General features: G+C 67.4%; 23 protein-coding genes and 1 tRNA gene. 12 read left to right on the top strand and 12 right to left on the bottom strand.

The window, feature by feature from the left end:
* Positions 1–210 (top strand): hypothetical protein (locus tag HUW53_RS09680; protein WP_237345542.1); only part of this gene is annotated, 210 nt, incomplete at its 5' end.
* A gap of 60 nt (positions 211–270) precedes the next feature.
* Here the strand turns inward: HUW53_RS09680 and HUW53_RS09675 are convergent.
* From HUW53_RS09675 to HUW53_RS09645, 7 genes are all read right to left on the bottom strand, one after another.
* Positions 271–347, bottom strand: a tRNA-Arg gene (locus HUW53_RS09675).
* A 189-nt stretch (positions 348–536) separates the two neighbouring features.
* A complete protein-coding gene (locus HUW53_RS09670) occupies positions 537–2,012 on the bottom strand; it encodes an ATP-binding protein (RefSeq protein ID WP_237345541.1) in 1,476 nt (491 codons plus the stop codon).
* A 165-nt stretch (positions 2,013–2,177) separates the two neighbouring features.
* Positions 2,178–2,441, bottom strand: coding sequence for an HPr family phosphocarrier protein (locus tag HUW53_RS09665; protein ID WP_237345555.1), 264 nt, complete (start codon positions 2,439–2,441; stop codon positions 2,178–2,180).
* 70 nt (positions 2,442–2,511) lie between these two features.
* Positions 2,512–2,913 (bottom strand): PTS sugar transporter subunit IIA, encoded by a 402-nt coding sequence (locus HUW53_RS09660; protein ID WP_237345540.1) that lies wholly within the window; start codon positions 2,911–2,913, stop codon positions 2,512–2,514.
* A 105-nt stretch (positions 2,914–3,018) separates the two neighbouring features.
* On the bottom strand, positions 3,019–3,468 hold the full coding sequence (locus HUW53_RS09655) for an HPr kinase/phosphorylase (RefSeq protein ID WP_237345539.1): 450 nt from the start codon (positions 3,466–3,468) through the stop codon (positions 3,019–3,021).
* Positions 3,469–3,473: 5 nt separating this feature from the next.
* Positions 3,474–5,237 carry a sensor histidine kinase gene (locus HUW53_RS09650; RefSeq protein ID WP_237345538.1) on the bottom strand — a complete coding sequence of 588 codons (1,764 nt, stop codon included), beginning with the start codon at positions 5,235–5,237 and terminating at the stop codon, positions 3,474–3,476.
* 43 nt (positions 5,238–5,280) lie between these two features.
* On the bottom strand, positions 5,281–5,979 hold the full coding sequence (locus HUW53_RS09645; RefSeq protein ID WP_237345537.1) for a response regulator transcription factor: 699 nt from the start codon (positions 5,977–5,979) through the stop codon (positions 5,281–5,283).
* 311 nt (positions 5,980–6,290) lie between these two features.
* Here HUW53_RS09645 and HUW53_RS09640 point away from each other — a divergent pair, with 311 nt between their 5' ends.
* Together HUW53_RS09640 and HUW53_RS09635 are read left to right on the top strand one after the other, a co-directional pair.
* Positions 6,291–7,055 carry a HugZ family pyridoxamine 5'-phosphate oxidase gene (locus HUW53_RS09640; RefSeq protein WP_237345536.1) on the top strand — a complete coding sequence of 255 codons (765 nt, stop codon included), beginning with the start codon at positions 6,291–6,293 and terminating at the stop codon, positions 7,053–7,055.
* A gap of 135 nt (positions 7,056–7,190) precedes the next feature.
* Positions 7,191–8,804 carry a phosphoenolpyruvate carboxykinase gene (locus tag HUW53_RS09635; RefSeq protein WP_237345535.1) on the top strand — a complete coding sequence of 538 codons (1,614 nt, stop codon included), beginning with the start codon at positions 7,191–7,193 and terminating at the stop codon, positions 8,802–8,804.
* 45 nt (positions 8,805–8,849) lie between these two features.
* Here HUW53_RS09635 and HUW53_RS09630 read toward each other — a convergent pair whose 3' ends face one another.
* Entirely contained in the window at positions 8,850–9,353 is a 504-nt protein-coding gene (locus HUW53_RS09630) for a BA14K family protein (RefSeq protein WP_237345534.1), read from the bottom strand.
* Between the two features lie 849 nt (positions 9,354–10,202).
* Between HUW53_RS09630 and HUW53_RS09625 the strand changes: the two genes are divergently transcribed.
* Positions 10,203–10,322, top strand: coding sequence for a BA14K family protein (locus tag HUW53_RS09625; protein WP_237345533.1), 120 nt, complete (start codon positions 10,203–10,205; stop codon positions 10,320–10,322).
* A 567-nt stretch (positions 10,323–10,889) separates the two neighbouring features.
* Here HUW53_RS09625 and infC read toward each other — a convergent pair.
* Positions 10,890–11,414, bottom strand: a complete 525-nt coding sequence (infC, locus tag HUW53_RS09620; RefSeq protein WP_237345532.1) for a translation initiation factor IF-3 — start codon at positions 11,412–11,414, stop codon at positions 10,890–10,892.
* Between the two features lie 375 nt (positions 11,415–11,789).
* On the opposite strand from infC, the gene HUW53_RS09615 reads away from it, so the two are divergent.
* From HUW53_RS09615 to HUW53_RS09605, 3 genes are all read left to right on the top strand, one after another.
* A complete protein-coding gene (locus HUW53_RS09615) occupies positions 11,790–12,635 on the top strand; it encodes a DUF3108 domain-containing protein (RefSeq protein WP_237345531.1) in 846 nt (281 codons plus the stop codon).
* A 350-nt stretch (positions 12,636–12,985) separates the two neighbouring features.
* Positions 12,986–14,389, top strand: coding sequence for a glutamine synthetase family protein (locus HUW53_RS09610; protein ID WP_237345530.1), 1,404 nt, complete (start codon positions 12,986–12,988; stop codon positions 14,387–14,389).
* A 258-nt stretch (positions 14,390–14,647) separates the two neighbouring features.
* The gene (locus tag HUW53_RS09605) at positions 14,648–15,877 is read left to right on the top strand and encodes an NAD(P)/FAD-dependent oxidoreductase (protein WP_237345529.1); all 1,230 of its coding nucleotides are present in this window, start codon (positions 14,648–14,650) and stop codon (positions 15,875–15,877) included.
* A gap of 170 nt (positions 15,878–16,047) precedes the next feature.
* Here HUW53_RS09605 and HUW53_RS09600 read toward each other — a convergent pair whose 3' ends face one another.
* The 3 genes from HUW53_RS09600 to HUW53_RS09590 all read right to left on the bottom strand — a co-directional run bounded on the left by HUW53_RS09600 (position 16,048) and on the right by HUW53_RS09590 (position 18,315).
* Positions 16,048–16,443: a hypothetical protein gene (locus tag HUW53_RS09600; protein ID WP_237345528.1), complete on the bottom strand. Its 396-nt coding sequence runs from the start codon at positions 16,441–16,443 to the stop codon at positions 16,048–16,050.
* 145 nt (positions 16,444–16,588) lie between these two features.
* Positions 16,589–17,329 carry a TerC family protein gene (locus HUW53_RS09595; protein ID WP_237345527.1) on the bottom strand — a complete coding sequence of 247 codons (741 nt, stop codon included), beginning with the start codon at positions 17,327–17,329 and terminating at the stop codon, positions 16,589–16,591.
* Positions 17,329–18,315, bottom strand: a complete 987-nt coding sequence (locus HUW53_RS09590; protein ID WP_237345526.1) for a lipid kinase — start codon at positions 18,313–18,315, stop codon at positions 17,329–17,331. Before HUW53_RS09590 ends, HUW53_RS09595 begins: the two co-directional genes overlap by 1 nt.
* A gap of 655 nt (positions 18,316–18,970) precedes the next feature.
* Between HUW53_RS09590 and HUW53_RS09585 the strand changes: the two genes are divergently transcribed.
* The 5 genes from HUW53_RS09585 (at position 18,971) to HUW53_RS09565 (ending at position 25,125) form a co-directional block, all read left to right on the top strand.
* Positions 18,971–19,675 carry a TetR/AcrR family transcriptional regulator gene (locus HUW53_RS09585; protein ID WP_237345525.1) on the top strand — a complete coding sequence of 235 codons (705 nt, stop codon included), beginning with the start codon at positions 18,971–18,973 and terminating at the stop codon, positions 19,673–19,675.
* A gap of 64 nt (positions 19,676–19,739) precedes the next feature.
* Entirely contained in the window at positions 19,740–20,105 is a 366-nt protein-coding gene (locus tag HUW53_RS09580) for an ArsC family reductase (protein WP_237345524.1), read from the top strand.
* 157 nt (positions 20,106–20,262) lie between these two features.
* On the top strand, positions 20,263–21,420 hold the full coding sequence (lptF, locus tag HUW53_RS09575; protein WP_237345523.1) for an LPS export ABC transporter permease LptF: 1,158 nt from the start codon (positions 20,263–20,265) through the stop codon (positions 21,418–21,420).
* 79 nt (positions 21,421–21,499) lie between these two features.
* On the top strand, positions 21,500–22,591 hold the full coding sequence (gene lptG, locus HUW53_RS09570; protein WP_237345522.1) for an LPS export ABC transporter permease LptG: 1,092 nt from the start codon (positions 21,500–21,502) through the stop codon (positions 22,589–22,591).
* Complete coding sequence (locus HUW53_RS09565; RefSeq protein ID WP_237345521.1) at positions 22,588–25,125, top strand: LPS-assembly protein LptD; 2,538 nt, start codon at positions 22,588–22,590, stop codon at positions 25,123–25,125. Before lptG ends, HUW53_RS09565 begins: the two co-directional genes overlap by 4 nt.
* Positions 25,126–25,249: the final 124 nt, after the last annotated feature.

Below are 25,249 nucleotides of genomic sequence, written 5' to 3'. Positions count from 1 at the left end.
CCGCTCCCACTGATCATCCCGAAGAGCATCGCAATCCATCGCCGATCCTCCAAAATCAGCGTTGAATCTGATTTGCGACCACTTGGGAATCCCAAATCCCTAAATCGTCACTACGGCCTAGAACAAACCATGAATATACATGGAGAAGACAAAGAGGCGACACGCCAGCCCCTCTGGCGATGGCATTCCCTGCGGCTTTCCGGCTGGTGACTTGCAATGACTTGGGATTCTTGGGCGACTTGACTCTAGACGCTAAGTCTCTGATTTTAATGGCGCGCCGGGGAAGATTCGAACTCCCGACCCCCAGATTCGTAGTCTGGTGCTCTATCCAGCTGAGCTACCGGCGCATCATTCCCTTGAGGACTTGGCGGCTGGGCGCCAGGGCCTGGAGGTGGGAGCCTCCCGGGAACCCGCAGCGGATCTCTCCGCTGGCGAGGTCCGTCTGCTACGCCTTTTCGTCGGAACGCGCAAGCACCAGAGGGCAAACACCTCGCCAAGCCACTCCAAACTGTGGATAACCACCCCTCTAGACCGCCTCAGGCCCGAAGCCGCTCCGGGCGCTGCCGCCCTTCCGCGGCCTGATCCGGCAGCAGGATCTGGAACGCCGTGCCCACCGCGCTGTCGATGAGCCGGATCTCACCGCCGTGCGCCCGCACCAGTTCGTCGGCGATGGGTAGGCCGAGGCCGGTGCCGCCGCGCCGCGCCGACGACACGAACGCTTCGAACAGATGCGCGCGGCGCTCCGGCGGAATGCCGGGACCGGTGTCGGCCACTTCGATCTGCACCGTGGTGCCGAGCCGCTTCGCCTTGATGCGGATCTGGTCCCGTTCCGGATCGAGCGGCGCGCGCGCCTCCAGCGCCTGCACGGCGTTGCGGGCGATGTTCAGGATCACGCGAAACAATTGGTCCGGGTCGGCATCCACCTTCAGCCCCGGCTCCAGCGACACCACCCAGCCGATGCCCGTTCCGCCGCCCAGGCCCAGCGTCTCCCGCACCTCGTCGAGCAGGCGGGCGAGATCGACCTCCCGCCGGTCCGGCAACGGCTCCATGGCCCGGCCATAGGACAAGGTCTGCTCGCAATAGGTGATGGCGCGGTCGAGCGCCGCCAGCAGCTTCGGCGCGAAGCGCTGCACCGTCGGGTCCGGCAGCGACGCCAGACGGTCCGACAAAAGCTGCGCCGAGGCCAGCAGATTGCGCAGATCGTGGTTGATCTTGGAGACGGCGAGCCCCAACGCCGCCAGATGGCTCTTCTGGCTGAGGGTCTGGGACAGCGCCCGCTGCAATTCCTCCAGGGTCTCCTCGGCGGTGCCGATCTCGTCACTGCGGCCGCTGGGCACGATGATGCGCGAAGCATCCTCCGGATTTTCGCGGAATGCCGACATACGTTCGGTCAGCCGCCGCATGGGGCGCACGAACAAGGCGTTGAGGCTGAAATAGACCAGGGCCCCCGCCACCCCGGCCACCAGCAGCGACACCAGCAGCGTGGTGACGGTGAAGCGCAGCAGCGCCCGCTTCAACGGCGTCTCCGACAGCACGATCTCGATGAAATCCGCGCCCGATGGCGGATCACCCACCACCCGCAGGATGCGCCCGTCCGCCGCGGTCAGGGTGTCCAGCGCGCCGCAGACGGCCCCCACCAAGGTGAGGTCGCGCATGTCGAGATGCACGTCGGCCTGGGGCGGCATGTCCGACATGGCGAGCAGCCGCCGGGTGTCCTCGCGCTTCACCACGATCACCTTGGCCCCCACGCTTGCCAGAAGCTGGCGGGTAAGATCCATGGGAATGCTGTCCTGAGGCGCCGCGTCGAGCACCAAAGCGGCGGTGCGGGCGGCGGCGAGGCGGTCGGACAGCCAGGCGATACGGAAATTGGCGATAGTCGGCACCAGCACGGCCGTTTCCACCGCCGCCACCACCACCACCGTCAGCAGCAGCAGCTTCGCCGAGAGGCTGAACCTGCGCCGGCGGAGAGGCGGCAAAGTCGTCGCTGGCTGGTCGGCTTTCGAAGCGCGCATGGCACCTTGGGCGAAAGGCCCGCCCCCCGCTTCCGCGCACAGCGCGCGGAAATGTGAATGCTAGAAACTAGCATAGACCTTGCGCAGCGCCAGCGCCGGTCTTTTACGGGAGGTTGGGCGGAACGTCGCGCGCGGGAGCGCGCGCCATTTGGGCGGTGCCCGTGCCTATTCTTCCTCGCCAAAGCGATCGGCCACCAGGGACTCGAGGGCGGCGAGGGCCTCGGTGGCGTCGCGGCCGGTGGCCGTGACGGTCACGCAGGTGCCGGGCGAAGCCGCCAGCATCATGAGGCCCATGATCGAATTGCCGCACACTTCCTCGCCGCCGCGACAGACGCTCACCCGCGCATCGAACCGCTCCACCAGTTGCACGAACTTGGCGGAGGCGCGGGCATGCAGGCCACGCTTGTTGATAATGGGCAGCACCCGCACCTGGGCATCGGCGGCGACCGGATGCCCGCAGGCGAGGACGACCTGTTCCGCCAGAACGGGGTCGCAGGCGTTATTTGCCGGCGAGGACGCGGCTTGCGACATTGATGTATTTCCTGCCTGCTTCCTGGGCTACGTCCACCGCCTCGGCCAGCGGCAGCTCGCCGCGCACCTTGGCGAGCTTCACGAGCATGGGCAGGTTGATGCCCGCCACCACTTCCACATCCGGGGTGTTCATGACCGAGATGGCGAGGTTGGAGGGCGTGCCGCCGAACATGTCGGTCAGGATGACCACGCCATCTCCGGATCGCACGCGGTCCACCGCGTCGATGATGTCGCGGCGGCGGCGTTCCATATCGTCCTCCGGCCCGATGGTGACGGTGGCGATCTGGGTCTGTGGCCCCATGACGTGTTCTAGCGCTGAGCAGAACTCATCGGCGAGGCGACCATGAGTGACGAGGACAAGACCGATCATGCTTCCTCCGCCCTCACCCCCCGATGAAGGCCTCCCGCACTGCGGGGACACCATATTCAGAGCGGCTCAAAAATTACGCAAGGGGTGCAACGCACAAAAGCAGATTTAGTTTGCGTGAGGTTCACTTGCCAGCGCCGCAGCCACCAGCAATGCTGCGGTTTCAAGGCGCTCCGGCGCGATCCGCGGCAGCGGGCAGCCAAAGATGCGAACGGTTTGCGCCTCTTCCAGCGGCAGGCGCGCCGTATCGTCAGCCGTGAGGTCCACCACCAGGGACAGCGACACCCTGTCGCGATGGGGCAGGCGCCGCAGCCCCAGGCCGCGCACCTCGATCAGCCCCGAAAGCACGGGAACCGGCCGCGCGACCAGCGCCCCGTCCTCCATCGCCAGCAGCACCCGGTCATCCGCCACCAGCTCCGCCGGGGCGAGCACGCGCGGCGCGTCAAGAATGAGGGTGAGCGCCAAGGTGGATTTTCCAGCCCCCGAGGCGCCGCGGATGAGCACCCCGCGCCCGCCGATGGCGACGCAGCTCGCGTGGATAGAGGGCGCCGCCGCCACGCCCCTCAGCCCGCCGGCAGGCGCACGACGAAGCGGGCGCCGACCACGGTCTCGTCGCCATCGCCGCCCTTCGCCACGCGGTTTTCCGCCCAGATGCAGCCGCCGTGGGCCTCCACGATCTGCTTGGAGATGGAGAGGCCAAGGCCCGAATTCTGGCCGAAGCCCTGGTGCGGCCGGTCGGTGTAGAAGCGCTCGAAAATGCGCGCGAGGGCGTCCGGCTGGATGCCCGGCCCATCGTCGTCCACGAGGATCTCCACCGTATCCTTCAGGTGACGGCAGGTGACGCGCACTTCTCCGCCCTGGGGCGAGAAGGAACGGGCGTTCGACACCAGATTGTCCACCACCTGCCCGAGCCGCGAGGCATGCCCCGGCACCACGAACGAGGACGAGGCCCCCGCCGCGCGCTCGAAGGCGAGGGCGACCCGCACCCCGTCATCCTTGCGCACATCCTGGGCCATGCCCACCACCATTTCCAGAAGCTGCTTCAGGTCCACCGCCGCCGCTTCCTGGCGCTGGAGCTCGGCGTCGAGCCGGCTGGCGTCGGAAATGTCGGAGATCAAGCGGTCGAGCCGCTTCACGTCATGCTGGATCACCTCCATCAGCCGGGCACGGGAGGTGTCGTTCCTGGCCAAAGGCAGGGTCTCGACCGCGCTGCGCAGGGAAGTGAGCGGGTTCTTCAATTCGTGCGCCACGTCGGCGGCGAAGCTCTCGATCGCCTCGATGCGATTGTAGAGGGCCCGCGTCATGTCCCGCAGGGCGCCGGAGAGATGGCCGATCTCGTCCGAGCGGGAGGTGAAGTCCGGAATTTCCACCCGGTTCTTGATGCGCCGGCGCACCCGCTCCGCCGCGGCGGCGAGCTTGCGCACCGGGTCGGCGATGGTGCCCGCGAGCAGCACCGACAGCAGCACCATGACCACCGCCGCCACCAGGAACACGCGCACGATGACGAAACGCTCGGCGCGCACCGCCTCGTCGATCTCCCCGCCCTGGGTGGACAGCAGCAGCACGCCCAGGATGGCCCGGAACCGCTGGATCGGCACCGCCACCGACACCACCACCCGGCCGCGCTCGTCCACGCGCACTTCGCTCGCCTTGCCGCCCACGGCGGCGGTGGCGACCTCGGGATAATTCTTGCCGGCCTGCGGCCCGTATTCCTTGTAGAGGGGCAGGTCGCCGCGGCCGAACCAGAGCTGGACCGCCCGCCACAGCCGCTCCATGGGACCGGGCCGCGGCTCGGTGGGCGAAGGCAAATCGTAGCGCAGGATCTCGCCGCGCGAATAAAGGGAGCGGGAATCGAGCAGGAGCTGCCCGTCGCGGTCATAGATCCGGGCGCGGGTACGGGTCGGTCCCACCAGGCGCCGCAGCACCGGCGCCACCCGCTCCGGATTGATGGGGAATTCCAGCGGCGCGAAGCCCTCCTCGCCGGGGCCGTAGCTCTCCCCCGCCTGCAATTCCAAGAGCCGCTCGGGATCCACGGTGATGGAATTGGTCTCCACCTGGGCCGACGAGGCGATGGCGGCGGCGATGATCTCGCCCTGCACCAGCAGGCTCTGGATGCGCGCGTCGATGAGGCCCGAGCGGAACTCGGACAGATACAGGATGCCCGACACCAGCGCGCACAGACCGGCGAGGTTGAGCAGCACAATGCGCTGCGTGAGCGAGGAGAAACTCTTGAGCGCCACCACCCGCCGCACCCGCCGGGCCAGACCCAGCAGGCCCCGCGCCGGCGGGCTGCCCGGCTCCTCGCGCCGATCCGCTTGCGTCGTCATATCCCGATCCCATGACCCCGGCGCCGATGCGCCGCGGGCCGGTTCATTCCTTGAAGCGGTAGCCGACGCCGTACAGGGTTTCGATCATCTCGAAACTCTCGTCCACGGATTTGAACTTCTTGCGCAGGCGCTTGATGTGGCTGTCGATGGTGCGGTCGTCCACATAGACCTGATCGTCATAGGCCGCGTCCATGAGGGCGTTGCGGCTCTTCACCACGCCCGGCCGCTGGGCGAGGGCCTGGAGGATGAGGAATTCGGTGACGGTCAGCGTCACCGGCTCGCCCTTCCAGGTGCAGGTGTGGCGCTCCGGGTCCATGCGCAGGTTGCCGCGCTCGAGCACCTTGGCGCTGTCCACCTCGCGCGGGGCGGCGCCATCCTTGGCGCCGGCGCGGCGCAGCACCGCCTTCACCCGCTCCACCAGCAGGCGCTGGGAGAACGGCTTCTTGATGAAATCGTCGGCGCCCATCTTGAGCCCGAACAATTCATCGATCTCCTCATCCTTGGAGGTGAGGAAGATCACCGGCATGTCGGTCTTCTGGCGCAGCCGGCGCAGCAGCTCCATGCCGTCCATGCGCGGCATCTTGATGTCGAGGATGGCGAGGTCCGGCGGATTGGTCTTGAAGCCGTCGAGCGCCGAGGCGCCATCGGTGTAGGTGTCGATACGATAGCCTTCCGCCTCCAGGGCGATGGACACCGAGGTGAGGATGTTGCGATCGTCGTCGACCAGGGCGATGGTGGGCATGACACCTCTTTCAGCCGTCGGGAACACCGGCTCTCTTTAGCGACCGTCACGCGCCTGTGAACCCGCCGCGCGTGGCTGAAATGTGACACTCAAGCGCCAACAGCGGCAAAATAGCGAGATTCTCACAAGACGCAAAACCTTCCGCGCCCTTGACCGGTGGATGACGGGGACCGCCCCGCCCGCGCCCCTGCGGAAACCGGCGTCGCGGCCGAGCCTCCAACCGTTCCAAAGTCGCCCCCGCGCCGCCGGCGCCCCTTGCGGAGCCGGAAGGTCGCGGCCATCCTCCGCCGCGATACGAGGGAGACGCGACCGTGACCGAGACCGCATCCGACGCCAACGACGCCCCCAAGGCCAAACCGGTGGCGATGACGGCCGCCGCCACGGTGCGCCGGCTCATCCGCGAGGCCCGCTTCGGCACCCTGGCCACCCTCGATGCGGACGGCGGCCCCTATGCCTCGCTGGTGGCGGTGGCCACCGATCCGGAAGGCCGTCCGACCCTGCTCATCTCCCGGCTGGCGCGTCACACCCAGAACATCGCCCGCGACACCCGCGTGTCGCTGATGATCTCCGACGCCGGTGCCGCCGATCCCCTGAACGCGGCGCGGGCGAGCCTCGTTGGCCGCATCGCGGAGGCCGGCGACCCGCTGGTGCGCGCCCGCTACCTGGGCCGCCACGAGGCCGCCACCGGCTATGCGGACTTCTCCGACTTTGGCTTCTACCGCATCGAGGTGGATCACGCCCACCTGGTGGAGGGTTTCGGCCGCATCGTGGATGTGCCCGGCGACACGCTCCTCACCGACTGGACCGGCGCCGACGACATCCGCGCCGCCCACGACGGCATCGTCTCCCACATGAATGCCGACCACGCGGAGGCCGTCGCCCTTTACGCGACCGTGCTCGCCAAGGCCCCTGCGGCGGCATGGCGCATGGTGGGCATCGACCCGGAAGGCTTCGAGATCGCCTCCAGTGAGCAGGTGCGGCATCTCATCTTCCCGCAGCGCAACATTAACGTGGGCGAGATCCGAAAAAACCTTGTCGCGCTGGTGGAAGAGGCCCGCAAAGCCGCCACCGCCTGAACTATAGGCGCGCCTTTTCTTCTCCGAAAGCCTCTTCTCTCCTTGAGGCGCGCGGGCAAGCTGTGCAAAGCATGGACTTGCCACGCGCCCAGGGCCGGTTGAACGCCGGCGATAACACTTGAGGGAGGAACTGCCGTGCTTGAGACCGGTCATCGCAACAGCGCCTGCGGCGCCGACAGCTTCGGCTTGAAGCATCTGACCGCCGTTCACTGGAACCTGCGCGAGCCGCAGCTCTACGAACACGCTTTGGAGCGGCTGGAAGGCCAGCTCTCCTCCGGCGGCGCCCTAATGGCGGAAACCGGCGCCCACACCGGCCGCAGTCCCAATGACAAGTTCGTGGTCCGCGACGGCGCCACCGAAGACAGCATCTGGTGGGACAACACCGGCGCCATCTCCAAGGCGCAGTTCGAGGCGCTCTACCAGGATTTCCTCGCCGCGGCCGAGGGCAAGGATCTCTACGCCCAGGACCTCTATGGCGGCGCCGATCCCGCCTGCCGCATCAAGGTCCGGGTCTATACGGAATTCGCCTGGCACTCCTTGTTCATCCGCACCATGCTGCGCCGCCCCGAGCAGGCCGAGCTCGACAGCTTCGTGCCGGAGCTGACCATCATCGACCTGCCCTCCTTCAAGGCCGATCCCGTGCGCCACGGGGTCCGCTCGGAGACGGTGATCGCGGTCGACTTCAGCCGCGGCATCGTGCTGATCGGCAATTCGTCCTACGCCGGGGAGATGAAGAAGTCGGTTTTCACCGTCCTCAACTACCTGTTGCCGGACAAGGGCATCATGCCCATGCATTGCTCGGCCAATGTGGGCACCGAGGGGGACGTCTGCCTGTTCTTCGGCCTGTCCGGCACCGGCAAGACCACCCTGTCGGCCGATGCCCGCCGCACCCTGGTCGGTGATGACGAGCACGGCTGGAGCCGGGACGGGGTCTTCAATTTCGAGGGCGGCTGCTATGCCAAGACCATCCGCCTGTCGGCGGAGGCCGAGCCGGAGATCTTCGCCGCCTCCAACCGGTTCGGCACGGTGCTGGAGAATGTGGCACTCGATCCCCTCACCCGCGTGCCGGATTTCGACGATGCCAGCCGCACCGAGAACACCCGCGCCGCCTATCCGCTGGATTTCATCCCCAATGCCAGCGCCACCGGCCGCGCCGGCACCCCGAAGAATATCATCATGCTCACCTGCGATGCGTTCGGCGTGCTGCCGCCCATCGCCCGTCTCACCCCGGCCGAGGCCATGTATCACTTCCTGTCGGGCTACACCGCCAAGGTGGCCGGCACCGAAAAGGGCGTGAAGGACCCGGAGGCCACCTTCTCCACCTGCTTCGGCGCCCCCTTCATGCCGCGCCACCCGTCGGTCTACGGCAATCTGCTGCGCGACCTCATCGCCACCCACGGCGTGGACTGCTGGCTGGTGAACACCGGCTGGACCGGCGGCAAGTATGGCGTCGGCCGGCGCATGCCCATCAAGGTCACACGCACCCTGCTCGCCGGCGTGCTGGATGGCTCGCTCAAGGACGCGGATGTTCGCACCGACCCCTATTTCGGCTTCAAGGTGCCCACCAGCGTGCCAGGCATCGAGCCGCACATCCTCTACCCCTCCAAGACCTGGGCCGACAAAGCGGATTTCGACGCCACCGCGCGCCGTCTGGTGGCCATGTTCCGGGAGAATTTCGGAAAGTTCGAGGCCCATGTGGACGCCGCCGTGCGCGACGCCCAACCCCGGATCGGCCTCGCCGCCGAATAGCAGCGGGCGCGGGAGGGCGGCGCGGTGCCGCCCTCCCGTCCATGGTCAGGGGCAGGGATGCTGCAAGCCGTCGTAACCGGTATAGGTGCCGGTGCGCGGATTGTAGGAGCGATAGCGCTGCATGCAGTAGGCTACCGCATCCTGTTGCGCCCGCTGCTGCTGCGCGGCCGAGACGGCGGCCGCACCAATGGCGGCACCGACGATGCCGGCGGCGATCCAGGCCCCCGTATTGTCGCGATAATACCAGCCGTTGTTCCGCCAATAGGGGTTGCCCCAGCGACCGTGGGGCGGCGGCGGCGGCGGCCGATGCCAGCCCCGGCGCGGCGGCGGACGCCAGCCGGGAGGCGGAGGCGCCTGCACCTGCGTGGGCGCGACCGCATGCTCGCCCAGTGGCGCCAACCCGCCGGCCAGCCCCTGCGCCGCCACCGGCACGGTCCCCGCGGCCATGCCGCCGGCACCGATGCTGATCGCCAGAATTGAGGACATCACCCACCGCAGCGTCCGAGCGGCGGGAACTTCCGTGATGACCGCCTGTTCCTGCCTGTGCATATTGGTCTCCCTTCCCATTGCCGGGATGCGGCACATTCCATGTGTGCCCCTGGGTGAAGGCCGCTTGAAGGCGGCCTTGCGAACGACCACGGCAATTGCGGCATGCCGCCGCAATTGCCGTGGTCTTGACGCAACGAGATGCCGTCTTCGTTCAACAAACGACACAATGAACAGCAAACGTGACGGGGCTCGATTGGAGTACAGATCATGTTCGGGATGAAGAAGGTGGCCCTGGCGGCGGCACTGCTCGCAAGCGGCGTTCTTTCATTTTCCCCGGTGCCGGCCGGAGCCCAGGCATTACGCCTTGGCCTCACCGACCAGCGCAATCACGGGGCGGCGGCGGAACGAGTCGAATGGCGCGGCGGCCCGGCCCCAGGCCGGCCGGGATATCGCGCACCCCCGCGCGGCCCTGGGCGCGGACCGGTGGTGGGACGGCCCGGGTACCCCGGCCGCTACATGGGTCCAGGTCCGGTCCGCGGCCGGCCGGGATGGGGGCCAGGCCCAAGGCCCCGGCCCGGATGGGGACCCGGCCCAAGACCCGGTCCCGGATGGGGACCCGGCCCAAGACCCGGTCCCGGATGGGGCCCCGGCCCGGTCCGTCCTGGTCCCGGCTGGGCGGGTCCCGGCTGGCGACCCGGTCCCGGCTGGCGGCCGCCGGGTCCGCCGCCGCGCCCAGGTTGGCGTCCGCCGCCCGGCGCATGGGGTCCCGGCGCGTGGCATCCAGGCTGGGGCTGGTGGCGGCCCGGCTGGGGCTGGGGCTATTATGACAACGGCGGCGGCTGGATCGCGCTCGGCGTAGCAAGCGGCCTCGCCCTCGGCGCGGCCGCCGCGGCGGCGCAACCGGTCTATGTGGAGCCCGTCTACCCGTCCGGCAACGTCGTGGCCTACTGCATGCAGCGGTATCGCTCCTACAATCCGCGCACCGGCACCTATACCGGTTACGACGGCTTGCAGCACCCCTGCCCCTGACGCCAGCGACGCGGGCCTTGGCCCGCGTCGACCGCAGCCGGGTTCCGGGGCGGACCGAGCACATCGTCGTCGCGCGCGGCATCACTGTCACGCGCGACCGCCCACCCGCGGCGAAGGCCAAAGCGTCTGAACATGACTTTCGACACAAGGACTGGAGCGAGCCCCCAGGCCACAGCTCAAGGCACGGCTCGCCACCTGGGCCAAGGGTGTTGGAACGCTCGGGCGCGGAAGCGGGGACCGGTTCGGGTCACGGCACGCCGATTTCATAAATGGGGGGGCGCCCAAGGCCGGTACTGGCGGAACATGCGCCAAAATCCATAAGGCCCACGCGTTTGACGCATGCGTTTGATTCATGGGCCGTTCATGAGCCCTGCGCGTCACTTGAGCTGACCCACGGCGGACTCACTCGGCACCGGACAAGGAGCCGAGCCAACGACATGAGACCGGGGGGCAAAGCGGCGACCAAACCGCGCGCATCCGCCGCGCCTGAAACCTGTGGCGGAAAAAACAAAGGCCCGGTTCGGCATCCCGCCCCGGGCCTTGGAACATGTGTCGCGCCTGCCGCAGTCAGCGCGGCGCGAGAATCATGATCATCTGCCGGCCTTCCAGCATGGGCTCGGCTTCCACCTTGGCAATGGTGGAGACCTCTTCCTTGAGCTTCTGCAGGAGCTTGTAGCCGATGTCCTGGTGCGCCATCTCGCGTCCGCGGAAGCGCAGCGTCACCTTGACCTTGTCCCCCTCCTCGAAGAAGCGCTGCATGGCGCGCATCTTGACCTCGTAATCGTGGTCGTCGATGCCCGGCCGCAGCTTGATCTCCTTGACCTCGACCACTTTCTGCTTCTTGCGGGCCTCGGAGGCCTTCTTCTGATTCTGGTACTTGAAGCGGCCGTAGTCGAGAATCTTGCAGACCGGGGGCGCGGAATTGGGCGAGATCTCCACGAGGTCGAGGCCGGCTTCCTGCGCCAGCGTCAGCGCATCGCGGATGGCCACCACGCCGCGGTTCTGGCCGTCCTGATCGATCAGCTGGACTTCGCGGATGCGGATTTCCTCATTGACGCGCGGTCCATCCTTCTCCGGCGCGACGGGTCTCATGGGGCGGCGAATGGCGGCGATCTCCTCAGCAATTGAACCTGTTCCGCGAACACTTCAGGCGTCACCGGCTCAGACGCGGCCTCATTTGCTGCCGCCGTCGTCGTGACCCAAGGCTCGGGGTAGGCGCCAAAGATCGTGATAAATGCGCAGAAAGTCAATGACCCAGCGGGATTTCGCGCGATCGGGACGCACGACTTGCCGGTCTGGGCGCGAACCCCTCCACCACCGACCTGCTGGACGCTGCGCGGCGACGCGCGGCATAGTCGCGGCAGCCACAGTTCAGCCGCGTTCGGCCCGCATCTCGGTGCGGATCCCCGGGCGCGTTCGGAACCGGGTTGCCTTCTCGCCGGCCGGACCGGAGCCACGGTGACAACGATGATCGACGCCGTCTTCTCTTCACACGTGCCGCGTGGCCTTCTCGCCGCCGCGCTGCTGGCGTGGGCCCAGCCGGCGCTCGCCGATGGCCGCCTCGACGCCAAGTATGTGCTGAGCGTCGGCGGGGTGGAACTCGGGCGCGCCTCGGTGGTGGTCCAGGCCGGGGCCAGCACCTACGAGATCTCCGGCTCCGGCCGCATCACCGGCGTTCTGCGCGCGGTCTCCTCCGGCAACGGCGTGGCGGCGGCGCGCGGGGTGCTCACGCCCAGCAAGATGGTGCCGCGCGTGTACGCATTGAACGCCGAGGCCGACGGCAAGAAGGAGGGCGCCCGCCTCGCCATGGCCGGCGGCGCGGTGGCCGAGATGGAGGTGGAGCCGCCGCTGCGCCCCGCCCCCGACAGGGTGCCGGTCACCAACGCCACGCTTCAGGACATCATCGATCCCATGAGCGGCGCCTTCGTCTATGTGCCGGAGCCGACGAATCCGCTCTCGTCCGCCGTCTGCGAACGGGCGGTGCCGGTGTTCGACGGCCGCCAGCGCTACGACATCGTACTCAACTACCTCCGAACCGAACAGGTCAAGGTCAGTGGCTACAAGGGGCCGGCGGTGGTGTGCGGCGTGCGCTACAAGCCGGTATCAGGCCACCGTCCGAGCCGCTACACCGTGCAATACATGGTCGACAACAAGGACATGTTCGTGTGGCTGGTGCCCATCGAGGGCACCCGCCTCATGGCGCCCTTCAAGGTGTCGGTGGCGACCATGATCGGCACCGCCGTGTTCCAGGCCACCAGCTTCTCGGCCAAGGCCCAGAACGGCGCGGTGCCGGTGAGCGCGCCGAAGCCCTGAGCCCACCAGGGTCCTTAAGGCCGACGGCCCGCCGGTCCTGCGGAGCCACCGAGTGGGAAGACGTCAGGCCGGCGGAAGACCTGCCATCGACCGGCCATATACCTGCCATGCGTCGTAGGGGGGAAAGGCGAACCGGGCTGTTCGCCCGATTCGGTCTTGCTTCGTTCGAGGCCTGTTCTCAGGCTGCGCCGAAACGGGACGGTCCCGCGGCGCCGCGGGGTGCATCCGCGCGCCGCCGGATTTTCCCGCAGCGCAGCACGGACCCGACTTTCAGGTCGATCCCGCGTTGACACTCCCCCTGCCGCCGGTGTTCCCTGAGGTTGCGTGAGTGTGTCACGCAAGAGGACATCATGTCGAAACGCACCAAGGTTGCGGAGAAGCATGCGGCGGATGCGCCGCGCGGCGTCACCTCCATCAGCGAAGCCAAGGCCTGGATGGCGGCGCGGGAGATCACCGAAATTGAGTGCACCGTGCCGGACCTCGCCGGCGTCGCTCGCGGCAAGATCATGCCGGCCTCCAAGTTTCTCACCTCTCCAGTGATGAACCTGCCGCTTTCCGTGTTCCTTCAAACCATTTCCGGAGAATACCCCTCCTATGAGGGGCTGGTTGATTCGGTCGTCGCCGACAGCGACCTCGTGCTCGAACCCGACTATGCCACCTTGTGCACGGTGCCGTGGGCGCAGGACCCCACCGCCCAGATGATCCATGACGCCTACCATCGCGACGGGCGCCCGGTGGAGATCGCGCCGCGCCATGTGCTGCGCCACGTCATCAATCTTTATGCCGCCAAGGGCTGGAAGCCGGTGGTGGCGCCGGAGATCGAATTCTACCTGGTGGAGCCCAACACCGATCCCGACTATCCGCTGAAGCCGCCGGTGGGCCGCTCCGGACGTCCGGAGATCGGCCGGCAATCCTATTCGATCCAGGCGGTGAACGAGTTCGATGCCCTGTTCGAGGACATCTACGATTACTCGGAAGCCCAGGGCCTGGAGATCGACACGCTGATCCACGAGGACGGCGCCGCGCAGATGGAGATCAACCTGCGCCACGGCGACCCGCTCGCCCTGGCGGACCAGGTGTTCCTGTTCAAGCGCACCATCCGCGAGGCGGCGCTCGCCCACAAGATCTACGCGACCTTCATGGCCAAGCCGATCGCCAACGAGCCCGGCAGCGCCATGCATATCCATCAGTCGGTGGTGGACGCCCAGACCGGACGCAACATCTTCTCCGACAAGGATGGCGACCCGACGCCGGAATTCTTCTCCTTCATCGCCGGCCACCAGAAGTACCTGCCGGCGGTGATGAGCATCCTCGCGCCTTATGTGAACTCCTACCGGCGCCTCACCCGCGATTCCATGGCCCCCATCAATGTCCAGTGGGGCTATGACAACCGCACCGCCGGCCTGCGCGTGCCGCCCTCCAGTCCCGAGGCGCGACGGGTGGAAAACCGGGTGCCGTCCTCCGACGCCAACCCCTATCTCGTTATCGCCGCCTCGCTGGCGTGCGGCTACCTCGGCATCGCCGAGGGCCTGCGCGCCAGCGACCCGATCGAGAGCGACGCCAAGAACCTCGACTTCGAGCTGCCCCGCGGGCTGCTGGAGGCGGTGGCCGCGCTCCAGGATTGCGAGCCCCTCGCCGAGGTGCTCGGCCGCCGCTTCACCACCACTTACGCGGCGGTGAAGCAGGCGGAGTTCGAGACCTTCATGCGCGTCATCTCCCCCTGGGAACGCGAATACCTGCTGTTGAACGTGTGAGCGCCAAGGCCCGTGGGATCGCTCACGGGCCTTTTGCCTGAGAGTCCACGCCTTTTCGTCCGGCGAGCCGGATCCGGTCTGCTTGACGATGCTCTAAATCCGGGCGGCGCCTGAACGAAAGCCAGCTCGGGGCCGGTCGCGGACCGGGGGCGTCGAAAGAGACCGCACGGCCCCCGCACGCCAGATACGGAGCCGATCATGGCATCTCCCCGGCCAATGGCGCACCCCGATTCATGGTATGTTGCCACCGCAAACCCCATGCCGGACTTTCCCCCCTTGAGGGGAGAGACGAAGGCGGACGTGTGCGTGCTCGGCGGCGGCTACACCGGGCTTTCGGCGGCGCTGCATCTGGCCGAGGCCGGCTTCGACGTGGTGCTGCTGGACGCCTCGAAGGTCGGCTCGGGGGCGTCCGGCCGCAACGGCGGGCAGATCCATTCGGGCCAGCGCCGGCATCAGGATTTCCTGGAAGCCGCCGTCGGGCGCGACGACGCCCGCGCATTGTGGACGCTGGCGGAGGAATCCAAGGCGCTGGTGCGGGACCTCGTCAAGCGCCACGCCATCGCCTGCGACCTCAAGGATGGCCTGATCCTGGCCGATCACAAGCCCCATTACGTGGCCGAGAGCCACGCTTATGCCGCCCATTTGCGCGACACCTACGGCTATGAGGCCATGGAACCCCTCGACCGGGAGCAGGTGCACGCCCTGGTGGGGTCGCCCGCTTATTATGGCGGGGTGTTCGATCACGGCGGCGGCCATCTGCATCCGCTCAATTTCGCCCTCGGCCTTGCCGCCGCCGCGCAGCGGGCGGGCGCGCGCATCCACGAGATGACCCGCGTCACCGGCGCGATCGACGGCCCGCAGGGCGTCACCGTCACCACCGACGCCGGCTCGGTGAAGGCCAGCTTCCTGCTCGAATGCGGCAACGGCCTCATGGATGGGCTCAACCGGCAGGTGGACACCCATGTCATGTCCATCTGCAACTACATCGCCGCCACCGAGCCGCTGGGCGCGCGCGCCCGGAGCATCATCGCCAATGACGCGGCCGTGGCCGACAGCAAGTTCGTGGTGAGCTATTTTCGCCTGTCCCCGGATGGACGGCTCCTGTTCGGCGGCGGCGAGAGCTACCGCCGCACCCTCAGGGACAACATTCCCGCATTCGTGCGGCCGTTCATGGCGCGGATCTTCCCGCAGCTCGCGGATGTGCGCATCGACTACGGCTGGGGCGGCGTGCTCGGCATCACCCTCACGCGCCTGCCCTTCGTGCGCCGCCTGTCGGACCATGTGCTGGTGTCCGCCGCCTATTCGGGCCACGGCGTGGCACTCGCCCCGCTGTTCGGCAAGATCCTGGCGGAAGCAGTGCGGGGCCAGCTCGAGCGGTTCGATCTGCTCGGGCGCCTGCCGGTGCCGGCCTTTCCCGGCGGCACGCTGCTGCGCTACCCGCTGCTGGTGGCGGGCCTCAGCTATTACGCCTTGCGCGACCGGCTCTGAGGGCCACCACCCGGCGCACGCGCCGCGTCTGCCCGCACCCGTAAAGGCCTGCGTCGAAACGGGCCGCGCCGGGACCGCCGCGACGTTCGGCGCAGCCCGGCAGCCGGCCGCCCCCCAGCTCCGGGCAGGCGGAACGCGCCGGCGGCTTACGGATTCGTCCCCGCCTGGGATCAGTTCAGCCCGCCAAGGCGGCGCGCCTCCTGCAAGGCCTTCATGCAGCCGGCCTCATCGCCGGACGCCTGCAGGGTGATGGCCTGGTTGAGGGCGCCATAAGCGCCGGTGTCCGGCCCGGTGAGGCCGGCCGCCGCCAGCGAGCCGGGGGTGGGCTGCTGCGCATCCTGCGCGCCGATGCTCTGCGGCTCCGATGGGGGCTGCTGGGGCCGCGGGAACTTGCCCTTGAGCTGCTGCTGCACGGTGACGATCTGCTCCAGGCAGGCCTGCGCATGGGCCGACCGGCCGCCGACGAGAAGGCCCACGGCCAAGGTGGTGAGCAGCATCGCCTTCACCACCACCGCCTTGCGCGGCAGGCGGACGACGGCGCGAACACGCGGGATGACGGGTCCCATGACGGATCCTCGATGTTGAAGCGTGTCCCCCGAACGGGTTCGGCACGCGAAACGCGCCGGCTCCGATCCGGAGGACGACGCTCAGTTAGAACCCACGTCCACCGCCCCCGCAAGGGGGCGGCGACCGAACGGCAGGCCCGGGACGTCAGCCGTGGCCGGCCCTTTCCCGCCGCTTGCGGGCGACGATGTTGAGCCCCTCGATGGCGGCCGAGAACCCCATGGCGGCATAGACATAGCCCTTGGGCACATGGGCCCCGAAGCCTTCCGCGATCAGCGTCATGCCGATCATGATGAGGAAGCCGAGCGCCAGCATCACCACCGTGGGATTGGCCTCGATGAACCGGGCCAGCGGCCCGGCGGCCAGCAGCATGCAGCTCACGGCCACGATGACGGCGATGATCATGATCGGAATATGCTCGGTCATGCCCACCGCGGTGATGATGCTGTCGATGGAGAAGACAAGGTCCAGCATCAGGATCTGGGCGATGGCGGCGACGAAGCCCACGGACGCCTTGGCCTCGAACACGTCGTCATTGGGATGGGGATCCACGCTGTGGTGGATCTCCTTGGTGGCCTTCCACAGCAGGAACAGGCCGCCGGCGATGAGGATCATGTCGCGCCACGAAAAGCCGTGACCGAACACCGTGAAGACCGGCGTCGTGAGGGTCACGATGATGGCCACCGTGCCGAGCAGCGCCAGCCGCAGGATCAGCGCAAGGCCGATGCCGATGCGGCGCGCGCGGGCCCGGTATTGCGCCGGAAGCTTGTTGGTGAGGATCGAGATGAAAATGAGATTGTCCACGCCGAGCACCACTTCCATGGCGATCAGCGTGAGGAGCGCGATCCAGGCACCAGGATCGACGGCAAGCTGCAACAGGTAGTCCATTACGAGGCACCTTGAGACGGGGAAGACCAAAGAGAAGGAAAAGCCGGCGCCACCCCCACCGCGGTGGGCGGCGGGGCCAGGACGCGCAGGGCGCCGGGCCGGATCTTGAAGTGCGCGGGAGTGAAGGTGACGAGTTCGCCATCGGTGTTGACCGGGCGCGGCCGGCTGGTGCGGACCACCACTTCAGTGGTGCGAAAGGCCCGCACATCGTTCCATTGGCCCTGGGTCCCCCGGCGCAGGGAGGGCAGAAGCGCCAGCAGCCGCCACCAATGATCCACTTCCAGGCTGTAGAAATCGAGATGGCCGTCATCGGCGGTGGCGGTCTCCGCGACCGCCATGCCCCCGCCATAATAGCGGCCATTGCCGACCGATACCTGGAGCGTGCGCACCGTCTCCACCGTCTCGTCGTGCTCGATGAAGGCGGTGAACAGCCGCGATTGCCAGAGCAGCCGGGCCGCCACGATGCCGTAACCGAGCACGCCGAAACGCCGCTTCGCCTCGGTGGTCAAGGCGCGGGCAAGATCGGCGCTGAAGCCGATGCTGGCCACGTTGAGGAAGGGATGGCCGTTCACCTCGCCGAGATCCACCGGTCGCGGCTCGGCCGTGATGAGGAGCCGCGCCGCCGCCACCGGATCGGCCGGAATGCCCAGGGTGCGCGCGAAATCGTTGGCGGTGCCGAGCGGCAGCACCCCAAGCGGCAATCCGGTGTCGGACAGAGCCGGCGCCACCGCGTTCAAGGTGCCGTCGCCGCCGCCGACAATGACGAGATCCACCGCGCGATCTGCCGCGCGCGCATGCCGGCGGATCAGGTCGGCGAGCGCGTGGCTCCCCGCGGCGCGGTCCGGCCAGGGGGCCTCCACCACATCGATGGCGCCCGCCTGGAGCTGCGCGCGGGCGGCGGCCAGCGGCGCGGAGCCCTGGCGGGCACGGGGATTGATGAGCAAAAGGGCACGGCGGTGACCCGGAATCGGTTCGGAAACCGTCATGGGTGCACCATCATGGCAGCGGAAGACCGGTCCATCGGGGCCTCGACCTGGCAGCGTTGACGCTGCGCGCCACGGCGCGCACGGCAGCCAGCTCTCGGCCGGATCCGCCGCGCATCCCGCGACACGCGATGATCCGACATCACGCAGCGGGAGCTGCGCCAGAGGGGCCCGGATCGGTGCGCCTAAGGTAAGGACGCGATCCGCTTCACCAAGGGCACCAAGATGTGGCTGAATGCCGCAGAACGTCCGCCGGCCCCGAGCCGGCGCAGGTCGGGCGCGGGCACTCAAGCAGGATCGGCGAAAAGGCGGAAGATCGGCCGCAGAATGAGAGGGAGGAGAGCGGGGGCGATGCCCTCCTCCCTCAGTCCGATCAGCCGACGGGTTGCGGAGCCTTCGGCGTGACCGAACGGTTCGGTCGAACACCTTTGACTTAACGCACCCTCTTAGGTATGGCAAGAGGGAACCGAACGGTTCGGTCAATTTCCCCAAAATCCGCGACCTCACCGCCGCGGCCCGGATCTCGCCCGCCCTGTTTCGTTTCCGCGTCGTTGGCCCCGCCGCCGCAGGCCCTGCCGAAAGCCTCTAGGCTGGATGGCCCCCTTGCGCACACCGGCGGGGATGTCGCAGAACGCAGGCGAGAGGAGAGGATGCCCAGGTGACGACGCACGACCCCGCGACCTTAGACCCAACCGCCCGCGATCCGGCCGCCCCCCTCGCCGCGCCCGCCTGCGACGCGCGGGACGGCGCCCCCGCCGCCGGCCAGGACCCGGAGAAGCGCCGGCAGATCCTGTCGGGCGCGCGCGAGGTATTCCTGGAACGCGGCTTCGACGCCGCCAGCATGGGCGACATCGCCCGCGCCGCGGGGGTCTCGAAGGGGACGCTCTACGTCTATTTCCAGAACAAGGAAGACCTGTTCGCCGCCCTTGTTTCCAGCGAATGCAACGAGACCGCCGAACGCCTGTTCGTGCTCGACCGCAACGAGCCCGATGTGGAAAAGGTGCTGTCCACTTTGGGCCATTCCTTCATCACGGCCATGGTCCGCCCCGAGCATATGGCGACCTTGCGCACGGTGATCGCCATCGGCAGCAAGTTCCCGGTCATCAGCCACCGCTTCTTCGAGGCCGGCCCCTGTCAGGGCATCCGCCGCCTGAGCGATTTTCTCTCCGCCAAGGTGGAGCAGGGCCTGCTCGACATCGAAGATGTGGAACAGGCCGCCAGCCAGTTCCTGTCCCTGTGCAAGGACGGCATCACAATACCAATTCTCATGGGGTCGGCCGAATCGCCCGACCCCGCGCACACTGAAAAGGTGGTGCGCGGCGCCGTCCATCTTTTCATGAGCGCCTATGGCGCGAAGCGCTGAGCACCCGCCCAGTCTCTAGCCCCTCGCCCCGCCCCTCGCCCCCTGCCAAAACGGGATCCGATCCATGACAAACGCGGTGACCCTCTACGGCATCAAGGCCTGTGACACCATGAAGAAGGCCCGCGACTGGCTCGACGCCCATGGCGTCGCCTACGCCTTCCACGACTACAAGACGCAGGGCATCGCCCGCGCGCAGCTCGCCGGCTGGGTGGAGAAGGCGGGCTGGCCCACCCTGCTCAACCGCGCCGGAACCACCTTCCGCAAGCTGCCGGACGCCGACAAGGCCGACCTCGATGCCGACAAGGCCATCGCGCTGATGCTGGCCCAGCCCTCCATGATCAAGCGGCCCGTGCTGGAGCGGGCGGACATGATCCTGGTGGGGTTCAAGCCGGAGGCCTATGCCGCCGCCTTCGCCGGAAAGACCGCGTGATGACCGGGGCGTCCACCATCCTCCCGAGACACCGTGGCCGGACACGCCGCATCGGGTGCCGCTGGGGACGAATTGCGCGCCGCGTCGCTTGCGGCTATCCAATGCGCGCGAACAGTCACATGCGAGCGGCCGGCTCCGCGCTTTGGGTAGAGGCTTGATGGGCCGTCTCGATCGCTACATCTTCTCCACCGCCGCCGTCGCCTTCGCCGGGGTGGTGATCGTGCTCGCCGGCATGATCTGGTCCACCCAGGCCCTGCGGCAGCTCGATCTCGTCACCAGCCAGGGCCAGACGATCCTCGCCTTCGTTGCCATCACCAGCCTCACCATGCCCACGCTGGTGCTGGTGATCGCCCCGGCGGCGCTGTTCATCGCGACCGCCTACACCTTGCTGAAACTGAACGGCGACAGTGAGATCGTGGTGATGGCCGCGGCCGGCATGAACCCGTGGCGGGTGCTTCGCGCGCTCATTTTATTGGCTCTCCTGGTATCCGCCTTCTGCGCGGCACTCGCGATCTCGGTGGTGCCCACCAGCCTTCGGGCGTTCCGCGACCAGGTGACCAAGGTCCGCGCCGACGTGGTCTCGTTCGTGGCCCAGCCGGGCCGCTTCATCACGCTGACGCCGGGCCTCGTGTTCCATGTGCGCGAGCGGGCGGCCAACGGGGTGATGCGCGGCATCTTCATCCACGACGCCCGCGACAAGGAGATCACCACCTATCTGGCCGACCGCGGCCAGATCGTGGATAGTGACGCCGGCACCTTCCTGGTCCTGGAGAACGGCTCCATCCATCGCCGGGGCGGCGAGAAGAACAACAGCACCTCGGTGGTGGAATTCCAGCGCTATGCCCTCGATCTGTCGTCGCTGGCGCCCAACAATCAGGGCCAGGATGTCCGCCCCGCCGAGCGGCCCCTCGCCTATGTGCTCAATCCCCCCGCCAACGACGTCTACCAACTGACGCAGCCGGGCCGCTTCCGGGAGGAGCTGCACAAGCGCCTGTCAGCGGGGCTCTATCCGCTCGCCTATTTCGCCATCGCGGCGGCGGCGCTGGCGCGCCCGCGCACCACGCGCCAGAGCCGCGGCGCGGCGCTGGTGGCCATTATCCCCGCCATGGCCGTGGTGCAGATCGGCAATTTCGCCATCGCCGGCCAATTGCGCACCCAGGATATGGCGGTGCCGCTCATCTACCTCTTTCCGCTGGTGGTGGTCATCCTGTGCGCTCTGACCCTGTCCGACCGCATTCATCTGGCGCCGCCGCGCGCGCTTTCGGCCCGCGCCGAGGAGCTGCGGCAGCGGCTTTCCGGCGGCAAGGCGGCGTGAGGCCCATGGATGCGACCGCCCGCAGCGCGCACCCCAGCGGAGCGCACCCCACCAGAACGCACCCGATGAGCGTGCCGCGATGATCGGCCCCACCCTCGGCTTTTATTTCGCGCGGCGTTTCGCGAGCGCGGTAGCGCTGATCTTCTTCGGCTGCGTCGGCCTCATCATGCTGGTCGACTTCCTGGAGATGGCTCGCCGCACCGCCGACCGGGAGAACGTCACCACCGCCATGGTGGCCCTCGTCACCCTCTATCGCGCGCCGGCCTTCACGGAGCAGTTGTTGCCGTTCGCCGTGCTGTTCGGCGCCATTGCCACCTTCGTGCTGTTATCGCGGGGGCTGGAGCTGGTAGTGGCGCGTGCGGTCGGCCTTTCGGCCTGGCAGTTCACCGCGCCCGCGCTGATTGTCGCCTTCCTCATCGGCGTGTTCGCCACCTGCGTGTTCAACCCCGTCTCCGCCGAGTTCAAGGAACGCGCCAACGAGCTGGAGAGCCAGATGTTCGGCTCCTCCGCCACGCTGGCGGCCACCGGCAAGCGGGACTTCTGGGTGCGCCAGCAGGGAATCGACGGGCAGGCCATCATCCAGGCCGGCGCCTCGTCCCAGGGCGGGCGCGTGCTTTCCTCGGTTGTGGTTTACGAATTCTCAAATGACGGAAAGCTCATGGAGCGGGTGGAGGCACGCACCGCCACGCTCGGCGACGGGGCCTGGATTCTCAACGATGCGCGCGTGCTCGTGCCCGGCCAGGACCTGCAGACCTTCGACACCTATCTCATTGCCACGAACCTCGATCCCGCCCAGGTCCAAGACAATCTGATCGCTCCGGAGACCGTGCCTTTTTGGCAACTGCCGGCGGCTATTCGCAGTGCGGAACACGCCGGCTTCGGCGCGACGCGGTATCGGCTTCAGTTCCAAAGTCTTTTGGCGCGGCCCTTTTTGCTGGTGGCAATGGTGCTGATCGCCGCGGTGGTGGGCCTGCGCGTGTTCCGCTTCGGCGGGGTCGGCCAAACGATTCTCGGTGGCGTGGCGGCGGGGTTTCTGCTTTATGTGGGGACCAAGCTCGCCGAGGATCTCGGAGAGGCAGGAATCGTTCATCCTCTTGCTGCAGCATGGTTTCCAGCGGTAGCGGGAATCGTTATGGGGGCTCTAATTCTGTTGCATCGGGAGGACGGATGAGGGTCACTTCGCACCCCATCGCAGCGCTGAAAAACGCCACCCGCGGCCTTTGGGCCGGCGGGCGCGGGATCGGCGTGTCCGCACTGATGGGCCTCCTCCTCGCCCTGTCCGCCGGCAGCGCCCCCGCTGCGGCGCAGCAGACGTCATCACCGGCCGCCGCCCAGGTGGCCCCGGCCAGCACCCTCCTGCCGAACCGCAAGATTGACCCGAACCAGAAGATGCTGGTGACGGCCGACCAGATGGAATACGACTTCCAGAAGGAAACGGTCGCGGCGGTTGGCAACGTCCAGATCTATTACGACGGCGCCACCCTTGAGGCGAACCGCGTGGTGCTGGACCGCAAGGCCAATCTGCTGCGCGCGGTCGGCAACGTTCGGCTGAAGGACAAGGACGGCAAGGTCGTCACCGCCGAGAACCTGGAGCTGACCCAGGACTTCAAGCAGGGCTTCATCGATTCCCTGCGGCTGGACACGCCGGACAAGACCCATTTCGCCGCCGTTCGCGCCGACCGCCAAGAAGGCAACGTCACCGTCTTCCAGAACGGCGTCTATACCGCCTGCGAACCCTGCCGCGACGACCCCAGCCGGCCGCCCCTGTGGCAGATCAAGGCGAAGAAGATCATCCACAACCAAGACGAGCGGATGATCTATTACGAGAATGCCACGGTTGAGTTTTTCGGAATGCCCGTGGCCTATTTCCCGTACCTGTCCTCGCCTGACCCGACGGTGAAGCGCAAGACCGGCTTCCTGATGCCGGAATTCTTCTCCTCGAGCCAGATCGGCTATGCGGTCGGCACCCCGTTCTTCTGGAACATCGCGCCCGACCGCGACCTGACGCTGACCCCCACCGTCACCACCAAGCAAGGGGTGTTGATGCAGGGCGAATGGCGCCAGCGCCTCATCAACGGCAGCTACTCCATCCGCGCCGCCGGCATCGTGCAGGCCGACAAGAACGCCTTCATCACCACCGACACCACGACCGGCCTGCCGGACTACCTGCCCGGCTACCGGGACAACCGCGGCGCCATCGAGACCACCGGCAACTTCGCCATCAACCAGTTCTGGAGCTTCGGGTGGGACGGCACGCTGGCGTCCGACCGCACCTTCCTGCGCGACTACAATCTTTCTGGCGACACGGTAACCACCAAGACCTCCACCGTGTACCTCACCGGCCAGGGCGACCGCTCCTATTTCGACCTGCGGGGACTCTACTTCCTCGGCATGTCGGTGACCGACGACCAGGACCGCATCCCGATCGTCGGCACGCTCAACTACTCGAAGGTGTTCGACAAGCCGCTGTGGGGCGGGGAATCCGGCATCAAGGTGAACCTCACCAGCCTGACGCGAGAAGACGCCGATTTCATCGGCACCTCGGCCCTCACCGCCTCGGAAGGCGCCACCGGCATTCCCACCGGCTCGTGCACGCTCGCGAACCCGAACCCGCAGCAATGCCTGCTGCGTGGCGCGCCTGGCGATTACACGCGCCTGTCGGCCGAGCTCTACTGGAAGAAGACCATCACCGATTCATGGGGCCAGATGTGGACCCCGTTCGTGACGGCGCGGGTGGATGTGGCCTCGGTCAACATCGATCCCCTGCCCTATAGCTACATGTACGGCGCCACCCTGCCCGGCCAGAACCCGCTGCAATCGGGCAGCGACGACCTGATCCGCGCCATGCCGGCGATTGGCGTCGACTATCGCTATCCCTTCATCTCGGTGGAGAACTGGGGCACCCAGACCATCGAGCCGCGCGCCCAGATCATCATCCGCCCGAACGAGACCAACATCGGCGCCTTCCCCAATGAGGACGCCCAGAGCCTCGTGTTCGACGACACCAACCTGTTCGAGATCAACAAATATTCAGGCTATGACCGGGTCGAGGGCGGCAGCCGCGCCAACGTCGGCGTGACCTACACGGCCAACATCACCAATTTCGGCACCCTCAATGCCCTGGTGGGCCAGTCCTACAGCCTGTTCGGCAAAAACTCCTTCGCCTATGGCGACATGGCCAACACCGGTCTCGAATCCGGCCTGGAGACGGGCGCCTCGGACTACATCGCCCGGCTCGGCTACTCGCCCACCAAGAACCTCGAATTCATCTCGCGTTACCGTTTCGACGACGACACCATGTCGCTCCAGCGATTCGAACTGCAGGCGCGCGGCTCGATCGACAAGCTCGGCGTCTCGGTCACGTACGGCCGCTATGCGCCGCAGCCGCTGCTTGGCTATTACGATCTGCGCGAGGGCATCTATACCACTGCCGCCTACAAGCTGACCGACTATTGGACCTTGTCCGGCGGCGTGCGCTACAATATAGCTGAATCTGAGTTCGATTATACCCTGCTTGGCGTCAGCTATATCGACGACTGCTTCACCTTCGCCCTTAATTACATCACCGACTACACCATCAACGGACCTGGAGCCGATCCGGTGAACAAGGTGATGCTGCGCATCGGGCTGCGCACCCTTGGCGAGGGCGGCGTCTCTACTTCGTTCGGTTCGTCGTCGTCGTCGTCGGACAGCACGTCGCAATAGCCGGCCGCCTGCGCCGTATTGAGCTGCACCGGCCGGCAAGCTAGATTGGTGCCGGGCTGCGGTCCCGGTAGATTGACAGTCGCAGCGCACGCGGTCGTGGGCTTTCCCCGCCACGCGGGCGGGC

This window comes from Xanthobacter agilis (assembly GCF_021730435.1).
GTDB lineage: Bacteria > Pseudomonadota > Alphaproteobacteria > Rhizobiales > Xanthobacteraceae > Xanthobacter > Xanthobacter agilis.
This window is presented reverse-complemented; position numbering and strand designations above follow the sequence as displayed.

Excerpts from the sequence above, each read along its gene's own strand:
- HUW53_RS09670 (WP_237345541.1), bottom strand. The coding sequence starts at position 2,012 with ATGCGCGCTTCGAAAGCCGACCAGCCAGCGACGACTTTGCCGCCTCTC.
- HUW53_RS09565 (WP_237345521.1), top strand. The coding sequence starts at position 22,588 with ATGAGGGTCACTTCGCACCCCATCGCAGCGCTGAAAAACGCCACCCGC.
- HUW53_RS09615 (WP_237345531.1), top strand. The coding sequence starts at position 11,790 with ATGATCGACGCCGTCTTCTCTTCACACGTGCCGCGTGGCCTTCTCGCC.
- HUW53_RS09660 (WP_237345540.1), bottom strand. The coding sequence starts at position 2,913 with ATGATCGGTCTTGTCCTCGTCACTCATGGTCGCCTCGCCGATGAGTTC.
- lptF (WP_237345523.1), top strand. The coding sequence starts at position 20,263 with ATGGGCCGTCTCGATCGCTACATCTTCTCCACCGCCGCCGTCGCCTTC.
- HUW53_RS09595 (WP_237345527.1), bottom strand. The coding sequence starts at position 17,329 with ATGGACTACCTGTTGCAGCTTGCCGTCGATCCTGGTGCCTGGATCGCG.
- HUW53_RS09580 (WP_237345524.1), top strand. The coding sequence starts at position 19,740 with ATGACAAACGCGGTGACCCTCTACGGCATCAAGGCCTGTGACACCATG.
- HUW53_RS09605 (WP_237345529.1), top strand. The coding sequence starts at position 14,648 with ATGCCGGACTTTCCCCCCTTGAGGGGAGAGACGAAGGCGGACGTGTGC.
- HUW53_RS09630 (WP_237345534.1), bottom strand. The coding sequence starts at position 9,353 with ATGCACAGGCAGGAACAGGCGGTCATCACGGAAGTTCCCGCCGCTCGG.
- HUW53_RS09600 (WP_237345528.1), bottom strand. The coding sequence starts at position 16,443 with ATGGGACCCGTCATCCCGCGTGTTCGCGCCGTCGTCCGCCTGCCGCGC.
- lptG (WP_237345522.1), top strand. The coding sequence starts at position 21,500 with ATGATCGGCCCCACCCTCGGCTTTTATTTCGCGCGGCGTTTCGCGAGC.
- HUW53_RS09610 (WP_237345530.1), top strand. The coding sequence starts at position 12,986 with ATGTCGAAACGCACCAAGGTTGCGGAGAAGCATGCGGCGGATGCGCCG.
- HUW53_RS09650 (WP_237345538.1), bottom strand. The coding sequence starts at position 5,237 with ATGACGACGCAAGCGGATCGGCGCGAGGAGCCGGGCAGCCCGCCGGCG.
- HUW53_RS09590 (WP_237345526.1), bottom strand. The coding sequence starts at position 18,315 with ATGACGGTTTCCGAACCGATTCCGGGTCACCGCCGTGCCCTTTTGCTC.
- infC (WP_237345532.1), bottom strand. The coding sequence starts at position 11,414 with ATGAGACCCGTCGCGCCGGAGAAGGATGGACCGCGCGTCAATGAGGAA.
- HUW53_RS09645 (WP_237345537.1), bottom strand. The coding sequence starts at position 5,979 with ATGCCCACCATCGCCCTGGTCGACGACGATCGCAACATCCTCACCTCG.